We start from the raw sequence: 22,630 nt of genomic DNA, 5'->3' as shown, positions 1-22,630 counted from the left end.
ATTGAAAATAAAATTATGCCTTTATGTCGTGCTGTAAACTATCCCGCTCATTCTGCATACCCGCTGACATTTCAGGTCATTACGGTATTTTGTTATTTTTTCTGCCTGCTTTCATATAGCTGGCTGTTTATTAACCCCGATCAGGCGATGAAGATCTTTACCTTTACCGCTATGCTCTCATTTATACTTTGCTGCGCAAATTTTCAACGCATATTTGAAAATAAACGGTTATTAATTTTACCGGCAACAATGCTCGCCTTTGGCCTGATGCAGGTTATTTGGGTGCATATGTTTAAACAATCCGGTACGCCTTTTCTGGGGGCCTATCGCGCGTACCAGAATGTCGGGAAGGCAATGATTTTTGCTTCTGTGATAGTGGCTGCACTCAGTATCAGGCCCCCACTCTGTCTTGTGATAGCAAGATTTATCAATTACTTCATTATTTTTCTGGCATTAGCCATTTATGCATGGGTCTGTTATAAATACTTCAGTGTTAACTCAGTGAATATGACAGGTTATCGTGTTGCTCTGGGTTTTCAGCCAGCTACAGGAACAGCCTATACACTGACGTTAATGGCATTGCTTGCCTCACAAGCGTTACTGCATTTTCGAAAAAATATCGCTGTTACTTTCTATCTTATACATTTCGCACTCTCTTTTTTCGCCATTACACTCACGCAAACCCGCGCCGCTATACTGGTGTATCCTCTGCTCAGCATCAGCCTGTTTTTACTACACTATCGCCATGACAAAGTTACCCTGATCCGTTCCGCAATCGCTTTTCTGCTTCTTGGCATAATGGCAATGCTGCCACTAAAATCGATGCTAGAAAAACGTTATGCGAATTTCCAGACCGACCTGCATGCCTATAATAATGAAAATAGCAAAACCTCTATTGGCGCTCGATTTGCGATGCAGGAAGCCGGGATTATTGCCGGTAAGGAAAATCCGTTTGGCCAGTCTCTTGAGCAAAGAAGCCATACTATCAGGGCAGCAGCAAAACAGGATACCCGTCTGCGTGGAGCCACAACTTATCTGAACGTTCATTTACACAATGAGCTTATCGATACCTTTTCATTAAAGGGTACCTTTGGCGTAATACTGCTACTCGGTTTCTATATCGCCGCAATTTATACTGCCTGTATTCAGAGAAATATCGTGTTATTTGTTGTCACTGGTGCGATAGCGATTTATGGTCTGAGTGACTTATTGCTGTATGCCAAAGGGGAGTCCTTGAGTAGCATACTGGCATTATGTTTCGCCTTAATGCTGGTACCATGCGCCCCAAAGGGATCAATTAATGATAAAAAAACCTGATTTTCTGCTCAGCATTATTCTACCTACCTATAATAATGCTGAATTCATTGCTTCCGTACTCTCATCATTGTTAGTTGGACTGACCGATGAAGTGGAGATTATTATCATTAATGATGGTTCTGTTGATAAAACTGATGAAAAAATAGCTGATTTCTGTCGTACTGCTCCGACACATCAAATAAAATACATCAAGCAGAATAATCAAGGTGTGGCCGTTGCACGTAATGTTGGTTTGGCTAATGCCAGCGGAAGATATATCTCGTTCATAGATGGAGATGATGCTATCAGCCAGGACTATTATGCCGTATTGTTACCTTTATTACGTCAAGAAAAGTATGACCTGGTGAGATTTAAGATTACACGTAATTTTGACAAACTGTTCTCTCAGAAACAATGCGCTATCAATGAACTTAAGCAACAAGAAATCACTATCACAGACGACTATACGCCGCTTATTCCAACATTCCATGCATCCCAATGGCATTTGGTAGATAAAATATTTCATCGTGATATTCTCGCCAACGATCTGTTCGAAGTGAATCGTCGCTATGAGGATTTAATTTTTGTTCCATTTCAATACTTTAAGTGCCGCGCAATAATAGAAATAGATGTTAATCTCTATTATTACAGAATAAATACTTCTGGTATCACTGAAAATATTCGAGAGAGTGATGCTGATAATATTTTCTTCGCAATGCGAAAAATGAGCGATTTCATTAAAGATAAAAATCATTTACGTACTATTGCAACTTATATGATGGTTAATTGTTTTCTTGAAGGAAGGAAAATAATTAGAAAAACAAAAGGTTATTATCATTATAGTCATGAAGTTCTCAGTGATATTCAGTCAGTATTAAATCATGGTGACCTAAAAGTCATTGATAAAAAAGTACTAAAAAAAATGCAGCATCCCGCTTTAGATTCGTTTATTTCTAAGCTTAATTATTATTTGTTAAAAATAATAAACAAGCCGATATCAAAGAAGGAAAATTAAGATGACTGAAGATGTAAAAAGGATCTTAATTTGTAAACTCAAATTTTATGGCGATGTACTGCTGATCACGCCGGTAATTGCAAGTCTGCGAGCCCGCTACCCGGACGCTAAAATAGATTTACTTCTTTATAAAGATACCCAGGCTATTCTGGCCGCTGACTCACGAGTTAATCAGTTCTACTTAGTAGAAAAAAAAGCGGGTCTGTTAAATACCATTAAAAACTACTGCTCACTGCACACTCAGCTGAAAGAGAATCAGTATGATTTAGTGATTAATTTGACCGCCCAGTGGTCAATTGCTCTACTGATCGCTTCACTAAATCGCCACTCTGTCTCTATTAAACGTGGCAAACCGCGCTGGGATAAACTCTTCACGCAAGTGACAGATGCCGAGGGTACACACGTTGTAGAACAGAATCTTTCTATCTTAAAAGGTCTGGGATTTAATGACTCAGAACTCAAGAAAGAGATGCTATTAAGCTACCGTAGCAGTGACTGGCAGGCATTAGTGACGCAAGTTCCTGCGCTGGAATCTCAGCGCTATGTGGTAATTCAACCCACATCACGCCAAGCTTTTAAGTGCTGGGATGATGACAAATTTGCCGAAGTGATTGATCATCTGCATCAAAAAGGACTCAGGGTCTATCTTACCTGTGGGCCAGCAGCTGAAGAGCAACAACAAGTACAACACATTGCATCACTCTGCAAAACAGCTCCTGACCTGACTTTCGCGGGTAGAACGACTTTTTTGCAGCTGGCAGCCTTAATTGACCATGCTACATTGTATATTGGCGTTGATTCGGCACCTATGCATATGGCCGCAGCCTTGGATAAACCTCAAGTCAGTCTGTTTGGTGCCACTAAGCCTCTACAATGGCGTCCCTGGTCTGATAAAGCAACTGTGGTTTGGGCCGGTGATTATCATCCAATGCCGGAAAGAAAAGACCTCGATCGTAGCCAGAAGTACCTCACCTGGATACCGGTGCAAGCCGTTAATGAGGCAGTTGATCGTCTGTTGTGTAACGAAGAAGAGACTGTTATAGATGGCAAATAACCCTGTCATAAACCTGGCCTGGTGCACCGATGCCAATTATCTGGAATATGTTGCGACATCAGTGGTATCAGTATTACTGAATAATCCACAATTGAACCTGACATTCTATGTTTTTGTCTACGATGTCAGCGATGCGGATATCGCCAAGCTAAAAACCACCAGTGAACGTATTCATGTCCAGAAGATAGAGAAAGAGGACATTGAAAAATATGATGAAAACTTAGCCATCAAGCACCTTAACCGTTCAATCTATATGCGGCTGGCAGTACCACGTTTGCTCGCCGGAAAAGTGGAAAAATTTATCTATCTCGATGCCGATACGCTCTGTTTCGATGATATAAGCGCGATTAATGATATTGATATCAGTGAAGTCATTTGCGCCGTTGGCCATGATTCACTGAATATTCATGATGATAAAAATGTCCGTCGTTTAGGCCTTAAACAAGGTCATTATTTTAATTCTGGTTTTCTTTATATTAATGTTGCTAACTGGCTAAACCATGATATTGAAAACAAAGCAAATGCGATTCTTTTTGAGCGTGGTCAAACCCTACCCTACCCGGACCAGGATGCATTGAATATTGTAATGGATGGCCGAGTTAAATTTATTGACCCACGCTGGAACTACCTTTTCACCTGGTTTGATGACGAACAAAAAGAAAATTTTTTCTATCACAAGAATACGACACCACGCATTATGCACTTTACCGGTGGAAGAAAACCCTGGTCGTTGGAACACACCGGATTAGCACAGCAACTTTATATCTTTTATCAGCACTTTACGCCTTGGCGTCATACCCCTTTACGCTCATATGCCTCGCGTATGAGGCCAACCGATTTTCGGGTTTATGCCCGGCAGAATGCAAAAAAAGGCCAGTATCTGACCTCTTTCAAGTGGTATGTAAAATATCTAACCAGTAAGTTTAAATAATTAATCGCTCCCGTCAGGGAGCGAGCTCAGATATCATTTACTTTGTAACTTAGCTTTTAAATATCCTATGTAGCTAATAACTGAAGTAAAAAATTTCCCTTGCAGTCGCTCATGACGTGATTTTTTCTTAAACTGCTTGGGGGTTTTTGCACCCAATAATGGCACATCACGCCATGGTGAGGCACGCCAGGCCAGTTTAAAATCCTCTGCAGAAGGATAATTAGCCCAGGAATGCCAGGGCTTGGTTACGCCAACATAGTGGATGAGAATCGTTTCATGAGTAATGAATTTTTTATACGCGGTAATATCTTTGCTTTTTAACTCTTGTTTCATCCCATAAATTTCATCGTAGTGACGCGATAAAAATATGACCTTTCCCTGAAAAATAATATTCAGCACATCCTGATCAAGAAAAGCAAAGTGATTATTTTTATTCATCAGCATTTCAAAAGCAGTTTCAAGACAGCGTCTTGCTTTCCACTCTTGTAGATTCGCATAAATCACACCTGCATTAAAATAATCATCAGAAAATGCTTCATTATTTAATCGTCTGGCAGCACCTGTGCGACTCTCAACCACATCCCGAATGACGGCAGCAACATGCCCTTCTAATGACAAACGGCTTAATTCAGTCAGGGAGCCTTTACAGATAACGTCAGCATCGATATACAAGAGATTGTTAATCTCATCGCTAAGATATTCAAAAGCGATAAACCGGAAATAGGTCGCATAGGACCAGGCAATCCCCGAAGGCAATGCCTTCAGCTCTTCCGCATTCATCAGATAAAGGGTGATGGTCGTTTGGTGCTGTTGCGCCAACGCTTTGACACGAGCCAGGTAATCCTCATCGATATAATCGGTGAATAAATGGAAGTGAATCGCCAGATCTTTATTTTTTAGCAATACAGAGGTCATCGATATTGCTGCACCAAACATAAAGTTCTTATCAACGCCCCAGGCAATGTTGAATGTTGGCGTGCTTCCCTCTGGAGCAGCATGAAACTCTATTTTTTCTTTAATCGCCTGGCGACAATCAAAATTCATTTTTACACCTTATCCATTTTATTATCTGACAGTAAGAAATCAGAGTACAAATTTCTACTTGAATAACTTACTTTTCATATACATAACATGACTTATCAGCGATTGCAGATATCGTCCTTGAGCCTTTTCATGCCGTGATTTACGTTTATAAAGCTTTGCTGAGCTGGCATTCAGTAATGGCTCTTGCGCCCAGGGGGATTGCTCATAAGCGGTAATAAAAAATTTTGCTGCCGGATACTCAGCCCAACAGTGCCAGGGCTTAGTGACACCGACATAATGAATTAAAATAGCATCATCGCTAATATAGTTCTTATATTCATGGCGGTTACTGATTTTCAATTCATGATCAATACCATAAATACAATTAAAATCCCGACGCAATGCAATGACATGGCCACAATATAAAATATTCAGGGCATCCTGATCAAAATAGAGCAGCTCTCGCTGTTTATCCTGTAGAATTTCAACCGCTTTTTGCAGTAATCCACATTCACGCCAGAGAATCAGGTTAGCGAACACAACGCCGGAATTAAAATAGCTATTAGAAAGCTCGGGGATACCGAGTCGTTCACCTGATTTTAGCCGAACGTCATCAACATCATGAACAATGGCAGCATATTCATTTTTAAATTTTAACTCTGCTAACTCACCTAATGATCCTTTACAAATCACATCGGCATCAAGATAAAGTACTGAATCCTGCGTATGACTTAAATATTCAAAAGCAAAATAACGATAGTACATGGCATAAGTCCATGCTTTAGTACTGGGTAACTGGTGGAAATTTTCGTTATTAAACACCAGAATCGTGACCGCAGTATGATGCTCTTCGGCTAATGCTTTAATATGAGCGACATAATCGTTATCAACATAGTCGGTAACCAGATAAAAATGGATATCAATATCTCTGTTATTAATTAACACTGATGTTATTGAGATACCGGCACCGAATAAAAAATTACGATCGATACCGTAGGCAATATTAATTTTTTTTGCTTTTGCCGGTCCGGAATAATCGAACTCTATTTTTTGTAATATGACTTTATTAAAATCAATGTTCATTTTCTTCGCCCGTTCATCAAATACTTTGCCATAACCTAAAGTGACTTTCTTATCGTTCTCTTCCTGATTTTCTCTGCTTTTTCAGTGGCCTGTGAAAATAATGCAGATTCATACGATAAAATATCTCGCAACGGTAAGGTAAAATAAACCTTCAAAAAACGGTAAATATCCCTGCGGGTTAAACCGATATTCAGAGATGAGAAATAGAGACCAATCAAGTCCTTATCTCTCCAGCGGCGTGGAACCTTTTGACGAATTTGTGCCCGATGTAAATCAATCACCGAGATCTTTAACGGTGTAACACCCTGCTGATAAGGCTGATGCAACAGGAAGTGGCAGATATAGCAGTCCCGATGATTAACCCCACCCCGGTGCATCTCACGCACCATCTCTGCGACGCGCTGAATAATATCTCTCTTCTCTCCGACTGCCGGTGGGTTTTGTGGCCAGTTCTCACAATAGTCTTCAAGACTGACCGTCGGTGAAAGATCCTCAGTAATGATAAACGATGTCCGACGTAAAGGATTCAGCCCTTTTTGGCCAAAAGCCACTCCCGTCATGGTGTCCACACCCAAAGACTGGAGTCGGTGGATAGCCTGCCATTCACGGTCAGCGCCCAAAACCGGTAAGCGAAAAGAGATCAGGTTTTTTAAAACCTCTTTCAGCGTAGTGCCATGATGGTATTTAAGGAAATAGCCCTTGCCCATCATTTCAAAACGCAGTGTTCTGCGTGTTTCCAGCGCACGAAAAACCTCGCCATCCAGTTTTAAAGCTTCAACAAACGGATCTTTTCCTTGCCACTGTTGACTAAATGGCGCTTGTAATTCAACCATGCTGACTATCCAAAATAATATCGGCAACCTTCTCAGGTAAGCTGTATAAATCTTCCGTATCAGCAAAATGACGGGCATTATCAGCCCACTGCCGACGGGTCACATCATCTTCCAGTGCTTTTCTTAGCACACTGTTTAACTGCTGTTGTACGAAAGGCTGAGCAATCACTTCGCCGCATTGTGCGCTAGCAATATAGTGAGCATAACCGCAGACTTCAGTCACCAGAACCGGCAGCCCTGAAACAATAGCTTCGAGTAAAACAATACCCGCAGCTTCCTGTACCGCCGGATGGATAAGAACATCTGCAGCAGCCATTAATTCTGCCACATCATCACGTCCGGCAAAGAAACGAACGTTATCGGCAATACCTAACTTGTCTGCCTGTGCCAGATAGCGTTCAGGCTTATCCTGGCCGACAATCAAAAAAACAGTACGCGTACGAAGCGGCTCAGGCAGTGCCGCAACGGCTTCTAAAGAACGAGACACGCCCTTGCGTTTAAAGTCGGATCCCACCTGAAGTATGACCCTTTGTTCAGGAGTAAGCGCGTTTTTCTCGCGATAAATACGCCGGCTATCCGCAATCTGGTTACTGTATTTTCGATCCGGATAAATACCAGGGGGCAAAATATGAAAGCGAGAGTCTTCGGTCTGATAATGTTTTTTGAAATCGTTGATCTGCCCGTCAGTCAACATCAACAGAGCCGTTTTTTGGCCCTGCTGAAAAGTCGCTTTTTCAAACGCTGAATAATGCCGATAACGCCCTGTCAGTTTGTAGAGAAAACCTTTTTCACGCTCAACTTTTTCGGCATAACAGACATCTGCAGCATAGTAGACATCTAAATCGGGCATTTTATTAAAGCCCACCACCCGATCGACCGGATGGGTCTGCAAATAAGTCTGAACCCAGCGATGATACTGAGCGTTTCGTCCATGATTAGTTCCTGACGAAACCGGCACAATAGTGATTTCAAAAGCATCAGGTCGCTCACCCTGCCATTGCTGAGTGAAAACCTGCACCCGATGCCCACGTTTTGCGACCGTTTGGGCAATACGCATAAAATCACGTTGTAGCCCACCGTAGGGAAAATATTTATAAAGACAAAAAGCTATAATCATCGACTCGTATCCGCACCTGTTAAACCGAAACGATACAAGCGGTGGATGAGTAAACTCATCTGACAATGCCTGCGAGGATAACGCTAACCCTCAACCTATCGCTGGTCAGTACACCTTTTTAAGCGGCAGACAGTGTACCATTTATCATAAGACAAGCCGATATGAATATCATTTCACCAGGTCACAGGTAAATATCAATTAAAACATAATGATAATATTTCTATAACAACAATAAATGTGCCATTTTGGGTAAAAAAACCAGCCAATATTATTCAACTTTCAAGTAAAAAAATAAAATATAGATGTAAACATACCCTTTTAGCGCAATAATAGCGTCGATTTCGGGGAAAGTAATAGCAATGCCCGGACTAAATACATAGAATCCCCAACACCTTCATTCTGCCAGTCAAGTATTATGCTGCAACTGCTTTACACTACACTGCTGTACCTTATACAACCGCTAATTTGGGTGCGCTTGTGGGTGCGCGGCCGTAAAGCTCCGGCATATCGTAAACGCTGGGGTGAGCGCTACGGCTTCTACCGCCATCCACTTAAGTCAGGCGGAATCATGCTGCACTCAGTCTCTGTGGGTGAAACCCTGGCAGCAATTCCATTAGTCAGGGCATTACGACATCGATATCCTGAATTACCGATTACGGTCACAACGATGACACCAACCGGGTCAGAGCGTGTGATGTCGGCATTCGGCAAAGACGTTCAGCATGTCTATCTGCCCTATGACCTGCCAGGTGCATTGAATCGCTTTTTAGACAAAGTTGATCCTAAGCTGGTACTTATCATGGAAACCGAGCTCTGGCCTAACTTGATCACCGCTCTGCATAAACGCAATATTCCTTTAGTTATCGCTAATGCCAGACTATCTGCACGTTCGGCTGCGGGTTATGCCAAACTCGGCAGTTTCATCCGTCATTTATTACAGCGCATCACTTTGATTGCAGCCCAGAATGAAGAAGATGGTGAGCGCTTTATTACTTTAGGCGCAAAGCGCAGCCAGCTGACAGTAACGGGTAGCCTTAAGTTTGATATTTCTGTCACACCACAGCTAGCCGCTAAAGCGGTAACTCTGCGTCGTCAGTGGGCTCCTCATCGCCCGGTCTGGATTGCAACCAGTACCCATGACGGTGAAGAAAGCATTATTATTGCTGCTCATCAAGCTCTGCTGCAGCAGTTCCCGAACCTGTTGCTGATTTTGGTTCCTCGTCATCCGGAACGTTTTCCAGATGCTCTTAATCTGGTACGTAATGCCGGATTAAGCTTTACCACCCGTTCTTCTAAAGAAGTGCCGTCCAGCAGTACGCAAGTGGTTATCGGTGATACCATGGGCGAATTGATGTTACTGTACGGTATTGCTGACCTTGCCTTTGTTGGCGGTTCACTGGTCGACCGTGGAGGGCATAATCCTCTGGAACCTGCAGCCCATGCCATTCCAGTCTTGATGGGACCTCATACTCTTAACTTCAAAGATATTTGTGCCCGCCTGTCTCAAGCTGATGGTTTGATTACGGTGACAGACGATAAATCACTGGTGAAAGAGATTGCCTCTTTGCTGACTGATGACGATTATCGCCATTTCTATGGTCGTCATGCGGTTGAAGTACTTTATCAAAACCAAGGGGCGTTACAGCGCTTACTGCAACTGCTGGAACCCTATCTACCACCTAAAACGCACTAAGGTCTGATATGAAAAAGCGTGCTATTTATCCTGGAACCTTTGATCCTGTTACCAACGGTCATCTTGATATTGTGACACGCGCAGCTGCGATGTTTGATACGGTAGTGTTCGCCATCGCAGCCAGTCCCAGCAAAAATACCTTATTTACCCTCGATGAACGGGTCGCTCTTGCAAAGAAAGCGGTAACCGCACTCCCGAATGTTGAAGTTGTCGGTTTTAGTGATTTGATGGCCAATTTTGCACGCACAGCTCAAGCCAATATTCTGATCCGTGGTTTACGCACTGCCGCCGATTTTGAATATGAGATGCAACTGGCCTCGATGAACCGTCATTTGATGTCAGAGCTGGAAAGCGTTTTTCTGATGCCAACAAAAGAGTGGTCATTTATCTCTTCAACACTGGTTAAAGAGGTCGCCCGTCATCATGGCGATGTCTCCCATTTTTTGCCTGAACATGTTCATCAGGCGCTGCTCGAACGCCTTAAGTAATCAATGCTGGCAATGACGGCAATAGTAAGTGCTGCGTTGTCCGTGTTTACTGGCACTGATTGCCGTTCCGCAGGTACGGCAGGCCTCCCCTTCCCGTCCATAGACTTGAAGCTCCTGAGCAAAATACCCAGGCTTACCATCCGATTGCAGAAAGTCCTTTAGCGTCGTTCCACCTTGCTCAATAGAACGTGTCAGCACTGCTTTAATCGTCAGAACCAGCCGGTTATATTCAGCAGATGAGAGAGAGTGCGCAATACGATCAGGATGAATACCTGCGGCAAATAAAGATTCACTGGCATAGATATTACCGACGCCTACCACCAGTTTATTATCCATCAGCCAGGGTTTAATCGCCGTTTTCTTACTGGCGGACTTCTCTTGCAGATAACTTGGGTTAAATTCATCGCTCAGCGGCTCAGGACCAAGATGTGATAATACACTGCACCCTTCCAGGGTTGGTGCCCAAAGCCAGGCTCCAAAGCGTCGAGGGTCGGTATAGCGCAGTACTTTGCCGTTATCCATCACCAGGTCAACGTGATCGTGTTTCTGGGCAGGACTTTCCTCTGGCAAAATACGCAAGCTTCCTGACATACCGAGATGAATAATAATCCAGCCATCAACCAGCTCCACCAGCAGATATTTTGCTCGCCGCCGGACACTGAGTACAGTTTTATCACTGAGCGCATGAATTTCATCCGATACTGGCCAGCGTAAACGCCCGTTACGTACTACTGCGTGCAAAATTTTGGCACCAACCAGATGCGGCTCAATGCCACGGCGACTGGTTTCTACCTCTGGTAATTCAGGCATAACTCCCCCGTATAAAGGATTAAGCTATCAGAGTCAGGGCTCTGTCAGTGCTGTGATAGTAGCCTGATAGATCAGAACGGGCTATGGTTGAAAGGAAAAACAGGACGAACTCAAATTGAGGACATAAAAAAACCCGGCAAGCCGGGTTTTTGACAAAGTTGACAAAAATTATTTAATTTTTGCTTCTTTGTAGAGAACGTGCTGACGTACTACTGGATCAAACTTTTTAAGTTCCAGTTTTTCCGGTTTAGTACGTTTGTTCTTCGTAGTGGTATAGAAATGACCAGTACCAGCAGAAGAAACCAGCTTGATTTTCTCACGAATACCTTTAGCCATGATTTATTTCCTCTAAGTACTTAGTACTTTTCGCCACGGGCACGCAGTTCGGTAAGAACTGTATCAATGCCTTTTTTATCGATTACACGCATACCTTTAGCAGATACACGCAGTGTGACAAAACGCTTCTCGCTCTCAACCCAAAAACGGTGAGAGTGCAGGTTAGGCAGGAAACGGCGTTTGGTCGCGTTCATTGCGTGGGAACGGTTATTACCGGTCACCGGACGCTTGCCAGTAACTTGGCAGACTCGGGACATGTCTATTCTCCAAAAATCAAATTAGCTCGAGCTTCGTATAGGGTTATGGCGCCTCGTCAGGCCGCTAGCCTGGTCCCTGGCGGTTCAATGCGAACCACAGTGCCAGGCGCATAATGCCAAACCCGAGATTCTCAAAGGTGGCGTAGTATACGCTGAGTAAGGCACGTGCTCAAGTCCCGAACAGACAAAGATCCTTACGGATCGTGTGAATTGTTCTAAATCCACCCTCTTTCGGCGAAAGAAACGTACTCTCCTTGACCAATTACCAGATGATCAAGCACCCGAATATCCATTAATAAGCAGGCTTTGACAATATGAGACGTTATCATACGGTCTGCTTTACTTGGCTCAGCAATACCCGACGGGTGGTTGTGCGCTAGTATAACCGCCGCCGCGTTAGATTTCATCGCTTCGCGAATAATTTCTCTGGGATGGACTTCAACATGGCCAAGCGTGCCGCTAAACAAGCGCTCAGATTTGATAATATGGTTTTGGTTATTGAGAAATAAAACCAAAAAAACTTCCCTGTCTTCAGTCACTAACTGGCTCTGAACATACTCCAGTACCTTATCGGGACTATTAAACGACAATTTTTTAGTACCACGAGAATGATAATAACGCCTCGCCAGTTCAGCAATCGCATGTAGCTGAGCATATTTCGCTTTACCAATTCCATGTACATTTCTGAAATGAGAGTAATCGGCAGACAGTAAATTATGCAGCGAGCCAAATTCTTGTAGCAGACTCTCAGCAAACGCCAGCACATGCATATTTTTGTAGCCCGTACTCAAAAATAACGCCAATAACTCGCTATCAGTCAGGGCACAAACACCATGCCGTAACAGCTTTTCACGCGGTAGTAACGGAATATCCTGCATCATGCTTGTCATTCCTTTAGCAAACAGAGCTTATCCTGGCGCATTCTTTCGTTCTGTGCGATGGCTTGCGCGTAATCTTGAGCAGCGCCTCGGAAACGGAAAAAAGGCGCGTAAACAGGATTGTGATAAAATGGCTTATTAACTGCATTCTTCCAACGGAAAAAAACATGACTGGTCTTTCCGGTAAGAAAATTGTGCTCGGTGTCAGTGGTGGCATCGCAGCTTATAAAACCCCTGAGCTGGTACGCCGACTGCGCGACAGAGGGGCGGATGTCCGGGTCGTAGTGACTGAAGCCGCAAAAGCCTTCGTGACTCCGCTAAGCTTACAAGCGGTATCTGGCTACCCGGTATCAGACAGTTTACTGGACCCGGCTGCAGAAGCCGCAATGGGCCATATTGAGTTAGGTAAGTGGGCTGATTTAGTGCTGCTTGCACCGGCAACAGCTGACCTCATCGCGCGCATGACTGCCGGGATGGCAAATGATTTACTGAGTACCATTTGTCTGGCGACTCCCGCCCCCATCGCTGTTGCTCCGGCAATGAATCAACAAATGTATCGTGCTGCAGTAACCCAGCAGAACTTGGCGACTCTGGCTGCACGTGGTGTGCTTATCTGGGGTCCTGATAGTGGCAGTCAGGCTTGTGGCGATATCGGCCCTGGGCGTATGCCAGACCCTCTCGCTCTGGTTGATTTGGCGGTAGAACATTTTTCACCGGCCAACAACAGTCTGCAGCATCTGAATATTATGATTACTGCAGGCCCGACACGCGAGCGTCTTGACCCGGTACGCTATATTACCAACGATAGCTCCGGAAAAATGGGTTATGCCATTGCGATTGCAGCAGCAGCACGGGGAGCAAATGTCACTCTGGTTTCCGGTCCAGTAATGTTACCTACCCCACCGGGAGTTACACGACTGGATGTCACAACTGCGCAAGAAATGCATGATACTGTTCAGGCAAAAATCACCGGACAGCATATATTTATTAGTTGTGCCGCTGTTGCTGACTATCGTGCTGCAACGATTTCTGATAACAAAATAAAAAAGCAAGGCGATGAAATAACAATAAAAATGGTTAAAAACCCGGATGTTGTTGCTGCCGTTGCTGCACTTTCAGAGCATCGCCCTTATGTCGTAGGATTTGCCGCAGAAACAAATAATGTGGAAGAATACGCCCGACAAAAACGGGCGAGTAAAAAACTCGACCTGATTTGTGCCAATGATGTCTCTCATAGTGAGAGTGGCTTTAATAGCGATAATAACTCATTGCACCTTTTCTGGGAGGAAGGCGACAAAGTCTTACCTTTCGCGCCTAAAGCGCGCCTTGGACACCTTTTATTGGACGAGATCGTTATCCGTTATGATGAAAAAAATCGACGTTAAAATTTTGGACCCTCGCGTAGGCCACGAATTTCCACTTCCGACTTATGCTACCTCTGGTTCTGCCGGACTGGATCTGCGCGCGTGCTTAGACAATGCGGTAGAACTGCCTGCTGGCGCGACAACTTTGCTACCCACCGGCCTGGCAATTCATATTGCCGATCCTTCGCTTGCCGCTGTGATTTTACCGCGTTCAGGTTTAGGTCATAAACATGGGGTTGTACTGGGAAATCTGGTTGGGCTGATTGACTCAGACTACCAGGGACAACTGATGGTTTCGGTCTGGAATCGCGGCCACGATAGTTTCACCATTCAACCTGGTGAGCGCATCGCGCAAATGGTCTTTGTCCCTGTCGTGCAAGCGGAATTTAATCTGGTCGAAGAGTTTGATACCAGTATGCGTGGTGAAGGTGGCTTTGGACATTCTGGCCGTCAGTAATGTAGCTGATTCATATAACAATAACGCATAAATAACGTTAAAACAGCCCACATATAACCTGTAGCTCTACGGGTTATATGTCCTGTCCTGACAAGGTGATTTTCAGGAGTATTTTAGAACATGGCAGAAAAACAGGCAGCGAGAAGGAATCGTCGCGAAGAAATACTTCAGTCTCTGGCGCAAATGCTCGAGTCCAGTGATGGCAGTCAGCGCATTACCACTGCAAAGCTTGCAGCGTCAGTGGGTGTTTCTGAAGCCGCATTATATCGACACTTTCCCAGTAAAATGAAAATGTTCGATAGCCTGATCGAATTTATCGAAGACAGTCTGATCACCCGTATTAATCTGATACTTAAAGACGAAAAAGACACTCAGATGCGTCTGAGATTGATTGTTCTGTTAGTACTCGGCTTTGGTGAAAAGAATCCAGGACTGACACGTATTTTAACCGGACATGCGCTAATGTTCGAACAAGACCGCCTACAAGACCGCATCAACCAGTTATTTGAACGCATTGAGGCTCAACTACGTCAGGTGATGCGTGAGAAGAAAGTGCGCGAAGGTGAAGGGTTCGTCAATGATGAGTCGTTACTGGCAAGTCAATTACTGGCCTACTGCGAAGGTATACTGTCTCGCTTTGTCCGCAGCAATTTCCGTTATTTGCCAACCGATGATTTTGATAAGCGCTGGCCACTGATTGCAGCACAGTTATATTGATAACTGAATAACAGGGCCTGAGGCCCTGTTATTTCGTTCTGAGCGGAAGTTATACGCCGTACTCTTCCCGATACTGACGTACTTTCGCCAGGCTATCAGCCATCTCTGGTTTTTCTTCCAGATAGCTAATCAAATCCTGCAAAGTAATAATCGAGGTGACTTTACACTGGTAGTCACGCTCAACTTCCTGAATAGCAGAAATATCAGCCCGGCCACGTTCTTGCCTGTCCAGAGAAATCAGTACACCGGCAAGGCTTGCACCATGCGCCGCAATAATTTCCATGGATTCACGAATAGCGGTTCCTGCGGTAATTACATCATCGACTAACATGATGCGTCCTGTCAGCGGACTCCCCACCAGATTTCCACCTTCACCATGGTCTTTCGCTTCTTTGCGGTTAAAGCAGTAAGGCACATCCCGATCATGGTGTTCAGCCAATGCTACTGCTGTGGTGGTCGCAATAGGAATACCTTTGTAGGCAGGGCCAAACAGCAGATCAAATTCAACTTCTGAGTCCATTAATGCAGCAGCATAAAACCGCCCCAATAGCGCCAGACAGCTTCCGGTATTGAACAGTCCGGCATTGAAGAAATAGGGGCTGGTACGCCCGGATTTCAGCGTAAATTCGCCGAACTTGAGTACCTGTTTATCAAGTGCAAATTCAATAAACTGGCGCTGATACGGTTTCATCTACTGACTCCTTAAAAAATGACTTACAGATATAAAAAAGGCGACTCTTCAGTCGCCTTTTTAAAAATTAATTTTCTAACGCCGCTTTCTGCATATTAATGATGGTATCAATACCGCCTCGAGCCAGGGACAATAGCGTCAGTAGCTCCTCATGAGAGAAAGGTTCACCTTCAGCGGTTCCCTGAACCTCAATCATCCGGCCATCTTCCATCATCACAACATTCATATCAGTTTCAGCAGCAGAATCTTCAACATACTCTAAATCACACAGCGCCTCACCGTTTACGATACCAACGGAAACCGCAGCGACCATCCCTTTCATAGGATTGCTTTTGATTTTACCGCTGGCAACCAACGCATTCAGAGCATCAGCCAGCGCAACACAGGCTCCGGTAATAGAAGCGGTTCGGGTTCCACCATCGGCCTGCAAAACATCACAGTCGAGGGTAATAGTAAATTCACCCAATGCTTTTAAATCAACAGCAGCACGTAAGGAACGAGCGATAAGGCGCTGGATCTCAAGGGTTCTTCCCCCTTGTTTACCTTTTGCCGCTTCACGGGCATTACGGCTATGAGTGGCGCGTGGCAACATACCGTATTCGGCGGTTATCCACCCTTTTCCCTGGCCTTTCAAAAACCGGGGTACGCCCTCTTCGAGGGTAGCGGTGCAAAGTACTTTAGTATCACCAAACTCAACCAGTACAGAACCTTCAGCATGTTTAGTGTAATGGCGGGTTAAGGTAACAGGGCGCACTTGCTCAGCACGACGGCCTGATGGACGCATGGGGTCATCTCCGGCTAAAACGAATGTGGCTGCGTATTATACGGACTTCGGACGCTGATTCCCAAAATAATTCGAATACCTTGTCGAGGCTGCGTAAAACCGGACTGCAGTCATCTGATTCGGCAGAATTTGCGCAAGCAATACTCTGGTAACTCGAAGTATGACGGGTATATTCCGTCTGGCGTAGCTATAATCAGCCTAACATTAGCTTAAAACGGATACAGACTATGATACGCAGTATGACCGCCTACGCCCGGCGCGAAGTGAAAGGTGAGTGGGGCTCTGCTTCCTGGGAACTACGTTCGGTAAACCAGCGTTATCTCGAAACCTATATTCGCATGCCAGAACAATTTCGTAGCCTTGAGCCGGTTGCGCGCGAACGTATTCGTGCGCGTCTGACGCGTGGCAAAATTGAATGCAATTTGCGTTTTGAACCGGATACCCGTGCCCAGACCTCTTTGCTGCTGAATGAGAAGCTGGCAAAACAACTGGTAGAAGCCGCCCAGTGGGTCAAAATGCAAAGTGATGAAGGCGAAATCAACCCGCTCGATGTCCTGCGCTGGCCGGGAGTGATGTCAGCCCAGGAACAGGACCTGGATGCCATCGCTGCCGAAATCATCATGGCGTTAGACGGTGCTCTGGACGACTTTATCATCGCCCGTGAAACCGAAGGTCAGGCCTTAAAAACGCTTATTGAACAGCGTCTGGAAGGCGTCAGTGCCGAAATCGTTAAAGTACGCACCCATATGCCAGAAGTGCTGAAGTGGCAGCGTGACCGCCTGACCAGCAAGCTCGAAGAAGCGGACATCCAGCTGGAAAATAGCCGACTCGAACAAGAACTGCTGTTAATGGCACAGCGTATCGACGTGGCGGAAGAACTCGATCGCCTCGAAGCCCATATCAAAGAAACTTATAACATCCTGAAGAAAAAAGAAGCCGTAGGCAGACGACTCGACTTTATGATGCAGGAGTTTAACCGCGAGTCGAACACTCTGGCCTCTAAGTCTATCAATTCTGAAATTACTAACTCAGCGATTGAACTGAAAGTGCTTATTGAGCAAATGCGTGAGCAGATCCAAAACATCGAATAGTTTTTTTGCCCGTCCAAGAATGTCTTAGAAACCCTGTTATTTGTTTGTAAATACAGGGTTTTTATTTTTCATCCAGACACTCGAATTTATAGTATTGATATTCGCTCACGATGACCTTGCTATATTTTTATTGTGAATTGAAAAGTTTGTTTCAATAAAGGCTGTACCTGAACCACTCTGGCGACGGATTCAGCGTTTATATAACGTCTTGGGTCAATGGTCACAAATCCCCAAAACTGCAAAAATCGCTCAATAAATCGTGATTCGATGAGCATGCTTAAGTTTCTTTCTGGCAAGAAGTAATCATCGGCAGGGAATGCCCGCAATAGATCAGGGAACGCTGTCATCACCTCTTTCACAAGCTGATCCACACTGTTGTGGCTTTGAATACGCCACAACATAAACAGCCAAAAAGTGCGCAAGTTGACATCGTATTCGAAACTGTCCAAATAACCCCAGTTATATTGGCTAGTGGCGGCCTCTAACATAGGTTTGAAAAAGGTCTGTATACCTAGCGCTTGATACTGCTTTTGCGCTGTTTTTTTTACATGGTAGCGACCGCTTCGCCGATAAATAATGCCACTAATTTCGGCTAGTACTCTGGTGTAGTGCAAGGCATTAAATTTATCTTCACTACTGCCCGCAAACTCGCTGATGCTTATATCACGTTCGAATTGAGCAACGGCAAACTCAGGCAATAACTCACTGGCCTGTTTGACTAATTTAGTCGGTAAGTTACCTTTATTTGTGGCTTTGAAGGAACCTTCTTGGGCCATGGCCTCATCAAGAATGAGCGCTAGATAACGCATCACCGGGCTGGTAGAAAGAGAGTCAGGAGTGCTGAATGTCACCCACTGTAATTCAGCAAAAGGCGCATAAAGCCAATTGGCCATTTGCGTTGGCGTTACGCCACAAAAGTCGGGATGAGGTTGATTATTGCGATCCTGCACTTTGTGTTGCAAAGCAGCATTGAGTTCATCAAGGCTCAAATTTGGGTTCATTGCCAGCATAGCTTCAACATCATCGAAAACTTGGGCATATTGCTTGGAAACGCTGCTCATACAACAACGTTTAAATTTTTTACCACTGCCACAATAGCAAAGATCGTTTCGACCGAGCTTCATTATTGTCCCTTCTTATTGTTATAGAAAAAGTGCTGCATTTTCCTGTTTGCGCAGCTCTAGTGTCTTAGCAATTGCAGATACTGTGGTTTTGCTAACCCCTTGCTGCTTTGCAAGATAAGTAAATTGGCTGATGGCTTCTGCAACTTCTTCAATGACTTGCCTTGCATCATGCCAACTCCCATAGCCAGCACTGGTCGCTAGTTTTTGCATCACCTTAATCGGTGGCGCTTTGCCATAACCTCCGAACGCAGTGGCGTGTTCGTTGAATGGATGTGGGCTGTAAGTCACATCGTAAAAAGGTGCAGGATTCCATTGACCGTCATCCGCTTGCAAAAACGCCCAGTTTTTACTGTGGTCGTCTTGATTAGACGACAGCAGATTAAAAATGGCGCGGCGAAATTGCAGCTGTCCAGCCGCTGGCGATTTACACAACTGACGGCTGGCTTTAATTAAATCAATGTAATCTAAACTTGGCGTTCGAAAGTCTGCATCCAGCAGCCCGCAAGCGCTGTGCATATGCAGGCGACCTGCACTGCGCTTGCTGCCTAAGTCGGCCTGTTCAGTGACATAATCAAAACGCTTAAGCGCTAACCAGGCAGGCGCACCGCTGGTAGGTGGTGCTTCAATGAGTTGCCATAGCGGTGGTTGACACTTAGCAAGTTCTGCCATTTGTAAATAAACTGCCTCGCACAAACCTTCTTCATGCCCGAGCGCGAGATTTTTAGAAGTAAATTTAATCAGCCAGGCCTCATCTCCAGGCTGAGCAAAGGTTCGACAATGCTGAATTTCCCCAGCAGACATATAAATCTGCGCCTTGGGCCTTGCCCCACCCGAACTACCTCCGGCGACTAATGCAGCCAACACGTGTTGAGTATGTCCATCTAACTCATCGTGATTATCATCCATATAATCTGACATTGAAGCATCGAACAGCGTTTGTGCTTCTAAGCCCAAAGTTGCTAAATCAATATCCGCGTGCGTCGTGGCTGAGAACTCAGACACCGGAGAAAAAGACAGCGCTCCCATGCCTTTATCACCGACAAAGGCCAGTCTATCCATCGCCGTTAATTGATTAGGCAGGATGCCCTTTTGCCGGAAAATACGATCTTGTAACAGCATGCCCCAGCCATCGGGCAAACAATCTCCAAATACGCCATGTACACCTTGATGCGGCGCTTTAGGTGCGGCTTGAACTTGTGTGCTCGCTTGTAAGATAAAAGGCGATAAATTGCCAAACTGTTGCAAATAGTCGTCAGCATATTGAAAAAAAACGCCTTGCCGATTCTGCGCCAAAACCCCTACAGCAACCTGCTCACTTGAGCTTAACGTGCGAGTTACGGCGAGTTTTTGAATGGGTTTAAAACTCATCTTTTAGCACCTCATCAATACTCGTGGGTATAGCAGCGCGTTCTTTGCTAGGTTGTGTGAGCTGATAAAGTCTATCCAATGAGTCGAGGGTCTGCCATAGCAACAGCAATTGGCGAAATGAAATTTGCCCAGTCAACTCAAACTTCTTAATGGTAGCCGCAGGTACACAGCTGCGCTCTGCCAGTGCCGCTCGTGATAACTTTGCTTGTTGGCGTAACTCACGCAAATAAGCAGCATAGGCTTGGCTGACATCGGTATCATCAAGTAAAGTAAAATTCATTCGCAACGACCATTTGGATACAGTTGTATCCATTATAGCGAAATAAAACAGAAATTGGATATTATTGTATCCATCGGTGGGTGAAGTGTTGAAAAAATTACTCGATAAAGCCTTTCTAAACTGCTATTTTTAAATCCTAACAGCAGCATAAAAACGGCACTGTTTTTCCATTGCTAACCACTAAAATTTAGTAAAATCCATAGGCAAGTGGTGGGCAGTTTGGTGGGCAAACAGGCATTTTTGAGCGGTTTCTTTTCGATAATTTGTTGAGTTTTATAGGGTCTAGGCCGCTACTCAATGAGCAGATTCATTTCCAAAACGGTATAACATTTATCAATGCCCCGATTTACGGTAACGCCGATCGGTTAAGCAAAATGCTCAGTTGAACGGGCCGATGGATAGACGACAATAGCCTCATCAATTCTCTGATGGGGCTTTTTTATGCTTTCGATCCGGCTTGACGATACACAGACTTAGGCTAAACCCGCTTCACTTTCCTGCTTTCAGCTAGCCATTATCCTTAAGTGGATTTCTCAGGTTTTTGATTCCACGAATAAAGCCAGTCTCCGTAAACGTAAACTCCCTGCAGAACTCGTGGTCTGGCTGATTGTAGACATGGGCCTGCACCGCGGCCGATCCATCGCTCTCATCCTGAGTGCGCAGGAAGGTGAACCCCTCTCTGCCAGTTCCATTGTCCAGGCCCGTCAGCGACTCAGTGACGAATTGCTTCGGGAGCTTTTATGCTGACGACGGACACTGGACTCAACAGAAAGGAACTGAAGAATATTGCAATGGAAACCCAGGTGCTGATAAAAAAACGCATCCCACAAAACTGTGGGATGCGTCTGCAATCTGAGAAATCGACAAGCTTGTTTGTCGATTTTTTGCTAACACGTTGTCGTTGAAATACTTACTTACGGTCGTCCAATAATTTTTGTGCGTTATCAGTGGTTACTACTGTCCAAGGAATAAAGTAATGTTTATCAGTACCATTGTTCCACGGCATATCTACGGCATATTGCTGCCAAATCTCTGACTGGGGTTTATAGCTATCACCTTTTACTGCCCGCATAGCGATATCAATCGATCCTTGGATTTGTCCCTTGGCATCCTGCAAAATAGAAACCATTTCACCAGCCTGTACGGCGTGGATAGCATCGCTAACCCCATCAACACCGGCAATAGCAAAATCCTGTACATTCAGGCCAGCACCTTTGATTGCTTCAATTGCACCTAAAGCCATTTCATCGTTTTGACCGATAACACCATTGATTTTACCGCGGTGTTTTTGCAACCAGTTTTCCATTAAAGGTTGTGCTTCAGCACGTGACCAGTTAGCCGTTTTACGCTCAAGGACTGTGACTTGGCCAGGACCACATTCGGCAATGGCTTTATCATTGCCTTTACCCCGTTGGATCTCGCCACTACCTCCTTTTGGTCCTTCAATAATGACCACGTTAACTTTATTATTTTTACAATCCAGTTTATCCAGTACAGCTTTTGCTTCAAGGTAACCGCCTAATTCATCATTGGAAATAACTTCAGAGGTCATATCCGTGGTATTTAAGCGAGCATTGGTTACCACTACTGGGATTTTTGCTTCATTGGCATTGGTAACAATATCAATGTTCGCTTCAAAATCCATTGGGTTAACAATAATGGCGTCTGTACGTGTCTGAATTGCTGTCGCTGCTTGATCATTTTGAACTAAAGCGTCATAACGACCATCATAAAATGTCAGCACGGCTTCTCCACTTTTCACCGCAGGGTGCTCTTTGCCATAACGCTCCATCAGTTGCACGAATTCAGCTTTGTTTCCATACATCAGGACAGCGATTTTTACTGGTGCTGCTTGGGCTACCGCCATTCCGCCCAACATCATAGAAGAGGCAAGCAGTGCAATTTTGGTCATTTTCATTGTGGTTCTCCAGGTAAGAGTC

Annotated in this window: 24 protein-coding genes and 1 pseudogene; 11 read left to right on the top strand and 14 right to left on the bottom strand. The window is 44.7% G+C overall.

What is annotated here, in order from left to right; translation table 11 throughout:
* Positions 1–147 precede the first annotated feature (147 nt).
* Genes Q1A40_RS13170 through Q1A40_RS13155 form a run of 4 tightly spaced genes read left to right on the top strand, consistent with a single transcriptional unit; the run spans position 148 to position 4,296 of the window.
* Positions 148–1,317: an O-antigen ligase gene (locus Q1A40_RS13170; RefSeq protein WP_300000798.1), complete on the top strand. Its 1,170-nt coding sequence runs from the start codon at positions 148–150 to the stop codon at positions 1,315–1,317.
* Positions 1,301–2,311, top strand: a complete 1,011-nt coding sequence (locus Q1A40_RS13165) for a glycosyltransferase (RefSeq protein WP_300000796.1) — start codon at positions 1,301–1,303, stop codon at positions 2,309–2,311. The genes Q1A40_RS13170 and Q1A40_RS13165 overlap by 17 nt, the downstream gene beginning before the upstream one ends.
* 1 nt (position 2,312) lies before the next feature.
* Positions 2,313–3,365 carry a lipopolysaccharide core heptosyltransferase RfaQ gene (rfaQ, locus tag Q1A40_RS13160; protein ID WP_300000795.1) on the top strand — a complete coding sequence of 351 codons (1,053 nt, stop codon included), beginning with the start codon at positions 2,313–2,315 and terminating at the stop codon, positions 3,363–3,365.
* A complete protein-coding gene (locus Q1A40_RS13155) occupies positions 3,355–4,296 on the top strand; it encodes a glycosyltransferase (RefSeq protein ID WP_300000794.1) in 942 nt (313 codons plus the stop codon). The genes rfaQ and Q1A40_RS13155 overlap by 11 nt, the downstream gene beginning before the upstream one ends.
* 33 nt (positions 4,297–4,329) lie before the next feature.
* Here the strand turns inward: Q1A40_RS13155 and Q1A40_RS13150 are convergent, their stop codons facing one another.
* From Q1A40_RS13150 to Q1A40_RS13135, 4 genes are read right to left on the bottom strand one after another with little or no spacing between them, the layout of a single operon-like run.
* Complete coding sequence (locus tag Q1A40_RS13150; protein WP_300000792.1) at positions 4,330–5,340, bottom strand: glycosyltransferase; 1,011 nt, start codon at positions 5,338–5,340, stop codon at positions 4,330–4,332.
* Positions 5,341–5,394: 54 nt separating this feature from the next.
* On the bottom strand, positions 5,395–6,402 hold the full coding sequence (locus tag Q1A40_RS13145) for a glycosyltransferase (RefSeq protein ID WP_300000790.1): 1,008 nt from the start codon (positions 6,400–6,402) through the stop codon (positions 5,395–5,397).
* Between the two features lie 35 nt (positions 6,403–6,437).
* Positions 6,438–7,235 carry a lipopolysaccharide core heptose(I) kinase RfaP gene (gene rfaP / locus Q1A40_RS13140; protein ID WP_300000788.1) on the bottom strand — a complete coding sequence of 266 codons (798 nt, stop codon included), beginning with the start codon at positions 7,233–7,235 and terminating at the stop codon, positions 6,438–6,440.
* Positions 7,228–8,352 (bottom strand): glycosyltransferase family 4 protein, encoded by a 1,125-nt coding sequence (locus Q1A40_RS13135; RefSeq protein ID WP_300000786.1) that lies wholly within the window; start codon positions 8,350–8,352, stop codon positions 7,228–7,230. Before Q1A40_RS13135 ends, rfaP begins: the two co-directional genes overlap by 8 nt.
* A 415-nt stretch (positions 8,353–8,767) precedes the next feature.
* Between Q1A40_RS13135 and waaA the strand changes: the two genes are divergently transcribed.
* The gene (gene waaA / locus Q1A40_RS13130; RefSeq protein WP_300000784.1) at positions 8,768–10,045 is read left to right on the top strand and encodes a lipid IV(A) 3-deoxy-D-manno-octulosonic acid transferase; all 1,278 of its coding nucleotides are present in this window, start codon (positions 8,768–8,770) and stop codon (positions 10,043–10,045) included.
* 8 nt (positions 10,046–10,053) lie between these two features.
* Positions 10,054–10,533 carry a pantetheine-phosphate adenylyltransferase gene (coaD, locus tag Q1A40_RS13125; RefSeq protein ID WP_300000782.1) on the top strand — a complete coding sequence of 160 codons (480 nt, stop codon included), beginning with the start codon at positions 10,054–10,056 and terminating at the stop codon, positions 10,531–10,533.
* Here the strand turns inward: coaD and mutM are convergent, their stop codons facing one another.
* From mutM to radC, 4 genes are all read right to left on the bottom strand, one after another.
* Positions 10,534–11,343: a bifunctional DNA-formamidopyrimidine glycosylase/DNA-(apurinic or apyrimidinic site) lyase gene (mutM, locus tag Q1A40_RS13120; protein WP_300000780.1), complete on the bottom strand. Its 810-nt coding sequence runs from the start codon at positions 11,341–11,343 to the stop codon at positions 10,534–10,536. It lies immediately after the preceding gene.
* A gap of 168 nt (positions 11,344–11,511) precedes the next feature.
* Complete coding sequence (gene rpmG / locus Q1A40_RS13115; protein ID WP_003024094.1) at positions 11,512–11,679, bottom strand: 50S ribosomal protein L33; 168 nt, start codon at positions 11,677–11,679, stop codon at positions 11,512–11,514.
* 20 nt (positions 11,680–11,699) lie between these two features.
* A complete protein-coding gene (gene rpmB / locus Q1A40_RS13110) occupies positions 11,700–11,936 on the bottom strand; it encodes a 50S ribosomal protein L28 (RefSeq protein ID WP_300000746.1) in 237 nt (78 codons plus the stop codon).
* A 215-nt stretch (positions 11,937–12,151) separates the two neighbouring features.
* Positions 12,152–12,814, bottom strand: coding sequence for a DNA repair protein RadC (gene radC, locus Q1A40_RS13105; protein WP_300000889.1), 663 nt, complete (start codon positions 12,812–12,814; stop codon positions 12,152–12,154).
* A 167-nt stretch (positions 12,815–12,981) separates the two neighbouring features.
* Here radC and coaBC point away from each other — a divergent pair, with 167 nt between their 5' ends.
* The 3 genes from coaBC (at position 12,982) to slmA (ending at position 15,352) form a co-directional block, all read left to right on the top strand.
* Positions 12,982–14,199, top strand: a complete 1,218-nt coding sequence (coaBC, locus tag Q1A40_RS13100) for a bifunctional phosphopantothenoylcysteine decarboxylase/phosphopantothenate--cysteine ligase CoaBC (protein WP_300000744.1) — start codon at positions 12,982–12,984, stop codon at positions 14,197–14,199.
* Positions 14,177–14,635: a dUTP diphosphatase gene (gene dut, locus Q1A40_RS13095; protein WP_300000742.1), complete on the top strand. Its 459-nt coding sequence runs from the start codon at positions 14,177–14,179 to the stop codon at positions 14,633–14,635. The genes coaBC and dut overlap by 23 nt, the downstream gene beginning before the upstream one ends.
* Before the next feature lie 120 nt (positions 14,636–14,755).
* Positions 14,756–15,352, top strand: coding sequence for a nucleoid occlusion factor SlmA (gene slmA / locus Q1A40_RS13090; RefSeq protein WP_300000740.1), 597 nt, complete (start codon positions 14,756–14,758; stop codon positions 15,350–15,352).
* A 49-nt stretch (positions 15,353–15,401) separates the two neighbouring features.
* Here slmA and pyrE read toward each other — a convergent pair whose 3' ends face one another.
* Both pyrE and rph read right to left on the bottom strand, forming a co-directional pair.
* On the bottom strand, positions 15,402–16,043 hold the full coding sequence (pyrE, locus tag Q1A40_RS13085; RefSeq protein WP_300000738.1) for an orotate phosphoribosyltransferase: 642 nt from the start codon (positions 16,041–16,043) through the stop codon (positions 15,402–15,404).
* Between the two features lie 67 nt (positions 16,044–16,110).
* Positions 16,111–16,827, bottom strand: a complete 717-nt coding sequence (gene rph / locus Q1A40_RS13080) for a ribonuclease PH (RefSeq protein WP_300000737.1) — start codon at positions 16,825–16,827, stop codon at positions 16,111–16,113.
* 227 nt (positions 16,828–17,054) lie between these two features.
* Here rph and Q1A40_RS13075 point away from each other — a divergent pair, with 227 nt between their 5' ends.
* Positions 17,055–17,918, top strand: coding sequence for a YicC/YloC family endoribonuclease (locus Q1A40_RS13075; RefSeq protein WP_300000736.1), 864 nt, complete (start codon positions 17,055–17,057; stop codon positions 17,916–17,918).
* Between the two features lie 119 nt (positions 17,919–18,037).
* On the opposite strand, the gene Q1A40_RS13070 is transcribed toward Q1A40_RS13075, so the two are convergent.
* Genes Q1A40_RS13070 through Q1A40_RS13060 form a run of 3 tightly spaced genes read right to left on the bottom strand, consistent with a single transcriptional unit; the run spans position 18,038 to position 20,690 of the window.
* Positions 18,038–19,042, bottom strand: coding sequence for a YecA family protein (locus tag Q1A40_RS13070; RefSeq protein ID WP_300000734.1), 1,005 nt, complete (start codon positions 19,040–19,042; stop codon positions 18,038–18,040).
* Positions 19,043–19,060: 18 nt separating this feature from the next.
* Complete coding sequence (locus Q1A40_RS13065) at positions 19,061–20,410, bottom strand: type II toxin-antitoxin system HipA family toxin (RefSeq protein ID WP_300000732.1); 1,350 nt, start codon at positions 20,408–20,410, stop codon at positions 19,061–19,063.
* Complete coding sequence (locus tag Q1A40_RS13060) at positions 20,400–20,690, bottom strand: helix-turn-helix transcriptional regulator (RefSeq protein ID WP_115466880.1); 291 nt, start codon at positions 20,688–20,690, stop codon at positions 20,400–20,402. Before Q1A40_RS13060 ends, Q1A40_RS13065 begins: the two co-directional genes overlap by 11 nt.
* A 441-nt stretch (positions 20,691–21,131) precedes the next feature.
* Here Q1A40_RS13060 and Q1A40_RS13055 point away from each other — a divergent pair.
* A pseudogene (locus Q1A40_RS13055) lies at positions 21,132–21,486 on the top strand (transposase domain-containing protein); the annotation flags it as partial.
* Positions 21,487–21,600: 114 nt separating this feature from the next.
* On the opposite strand, the gene Q1A40_RS13050 reads toward Q1A40_RS13055, so the two are convergent.
* Positions 21,601–22,608, bottom strand: a complete 1,008-nt coding sequence (locus tag Q1A40_RS13050; RefSeq protein ID WP_300000728.1) for a substrate-binding domain-containing protein — start codon at positions 22,606–22,608, stop codon at positions 21,601–21,603.
* Positions 22,609–22,630: the final 22 nt, after the last annotated feature.

Source organism: uncultured Cedecea sp. (genome assembly GCF_947498825.1).
Classification (GTDB): domain Bacteria; phylum Pseudomonadota; class Gammaproteobacteria; order Enterobacterales; family Enterobacteriaceae; genus JGM124.
Note: the sequence above shows the minus strand (reverse complement) of the source record. Positions and strands in the feature narration are given on the sequence as shown.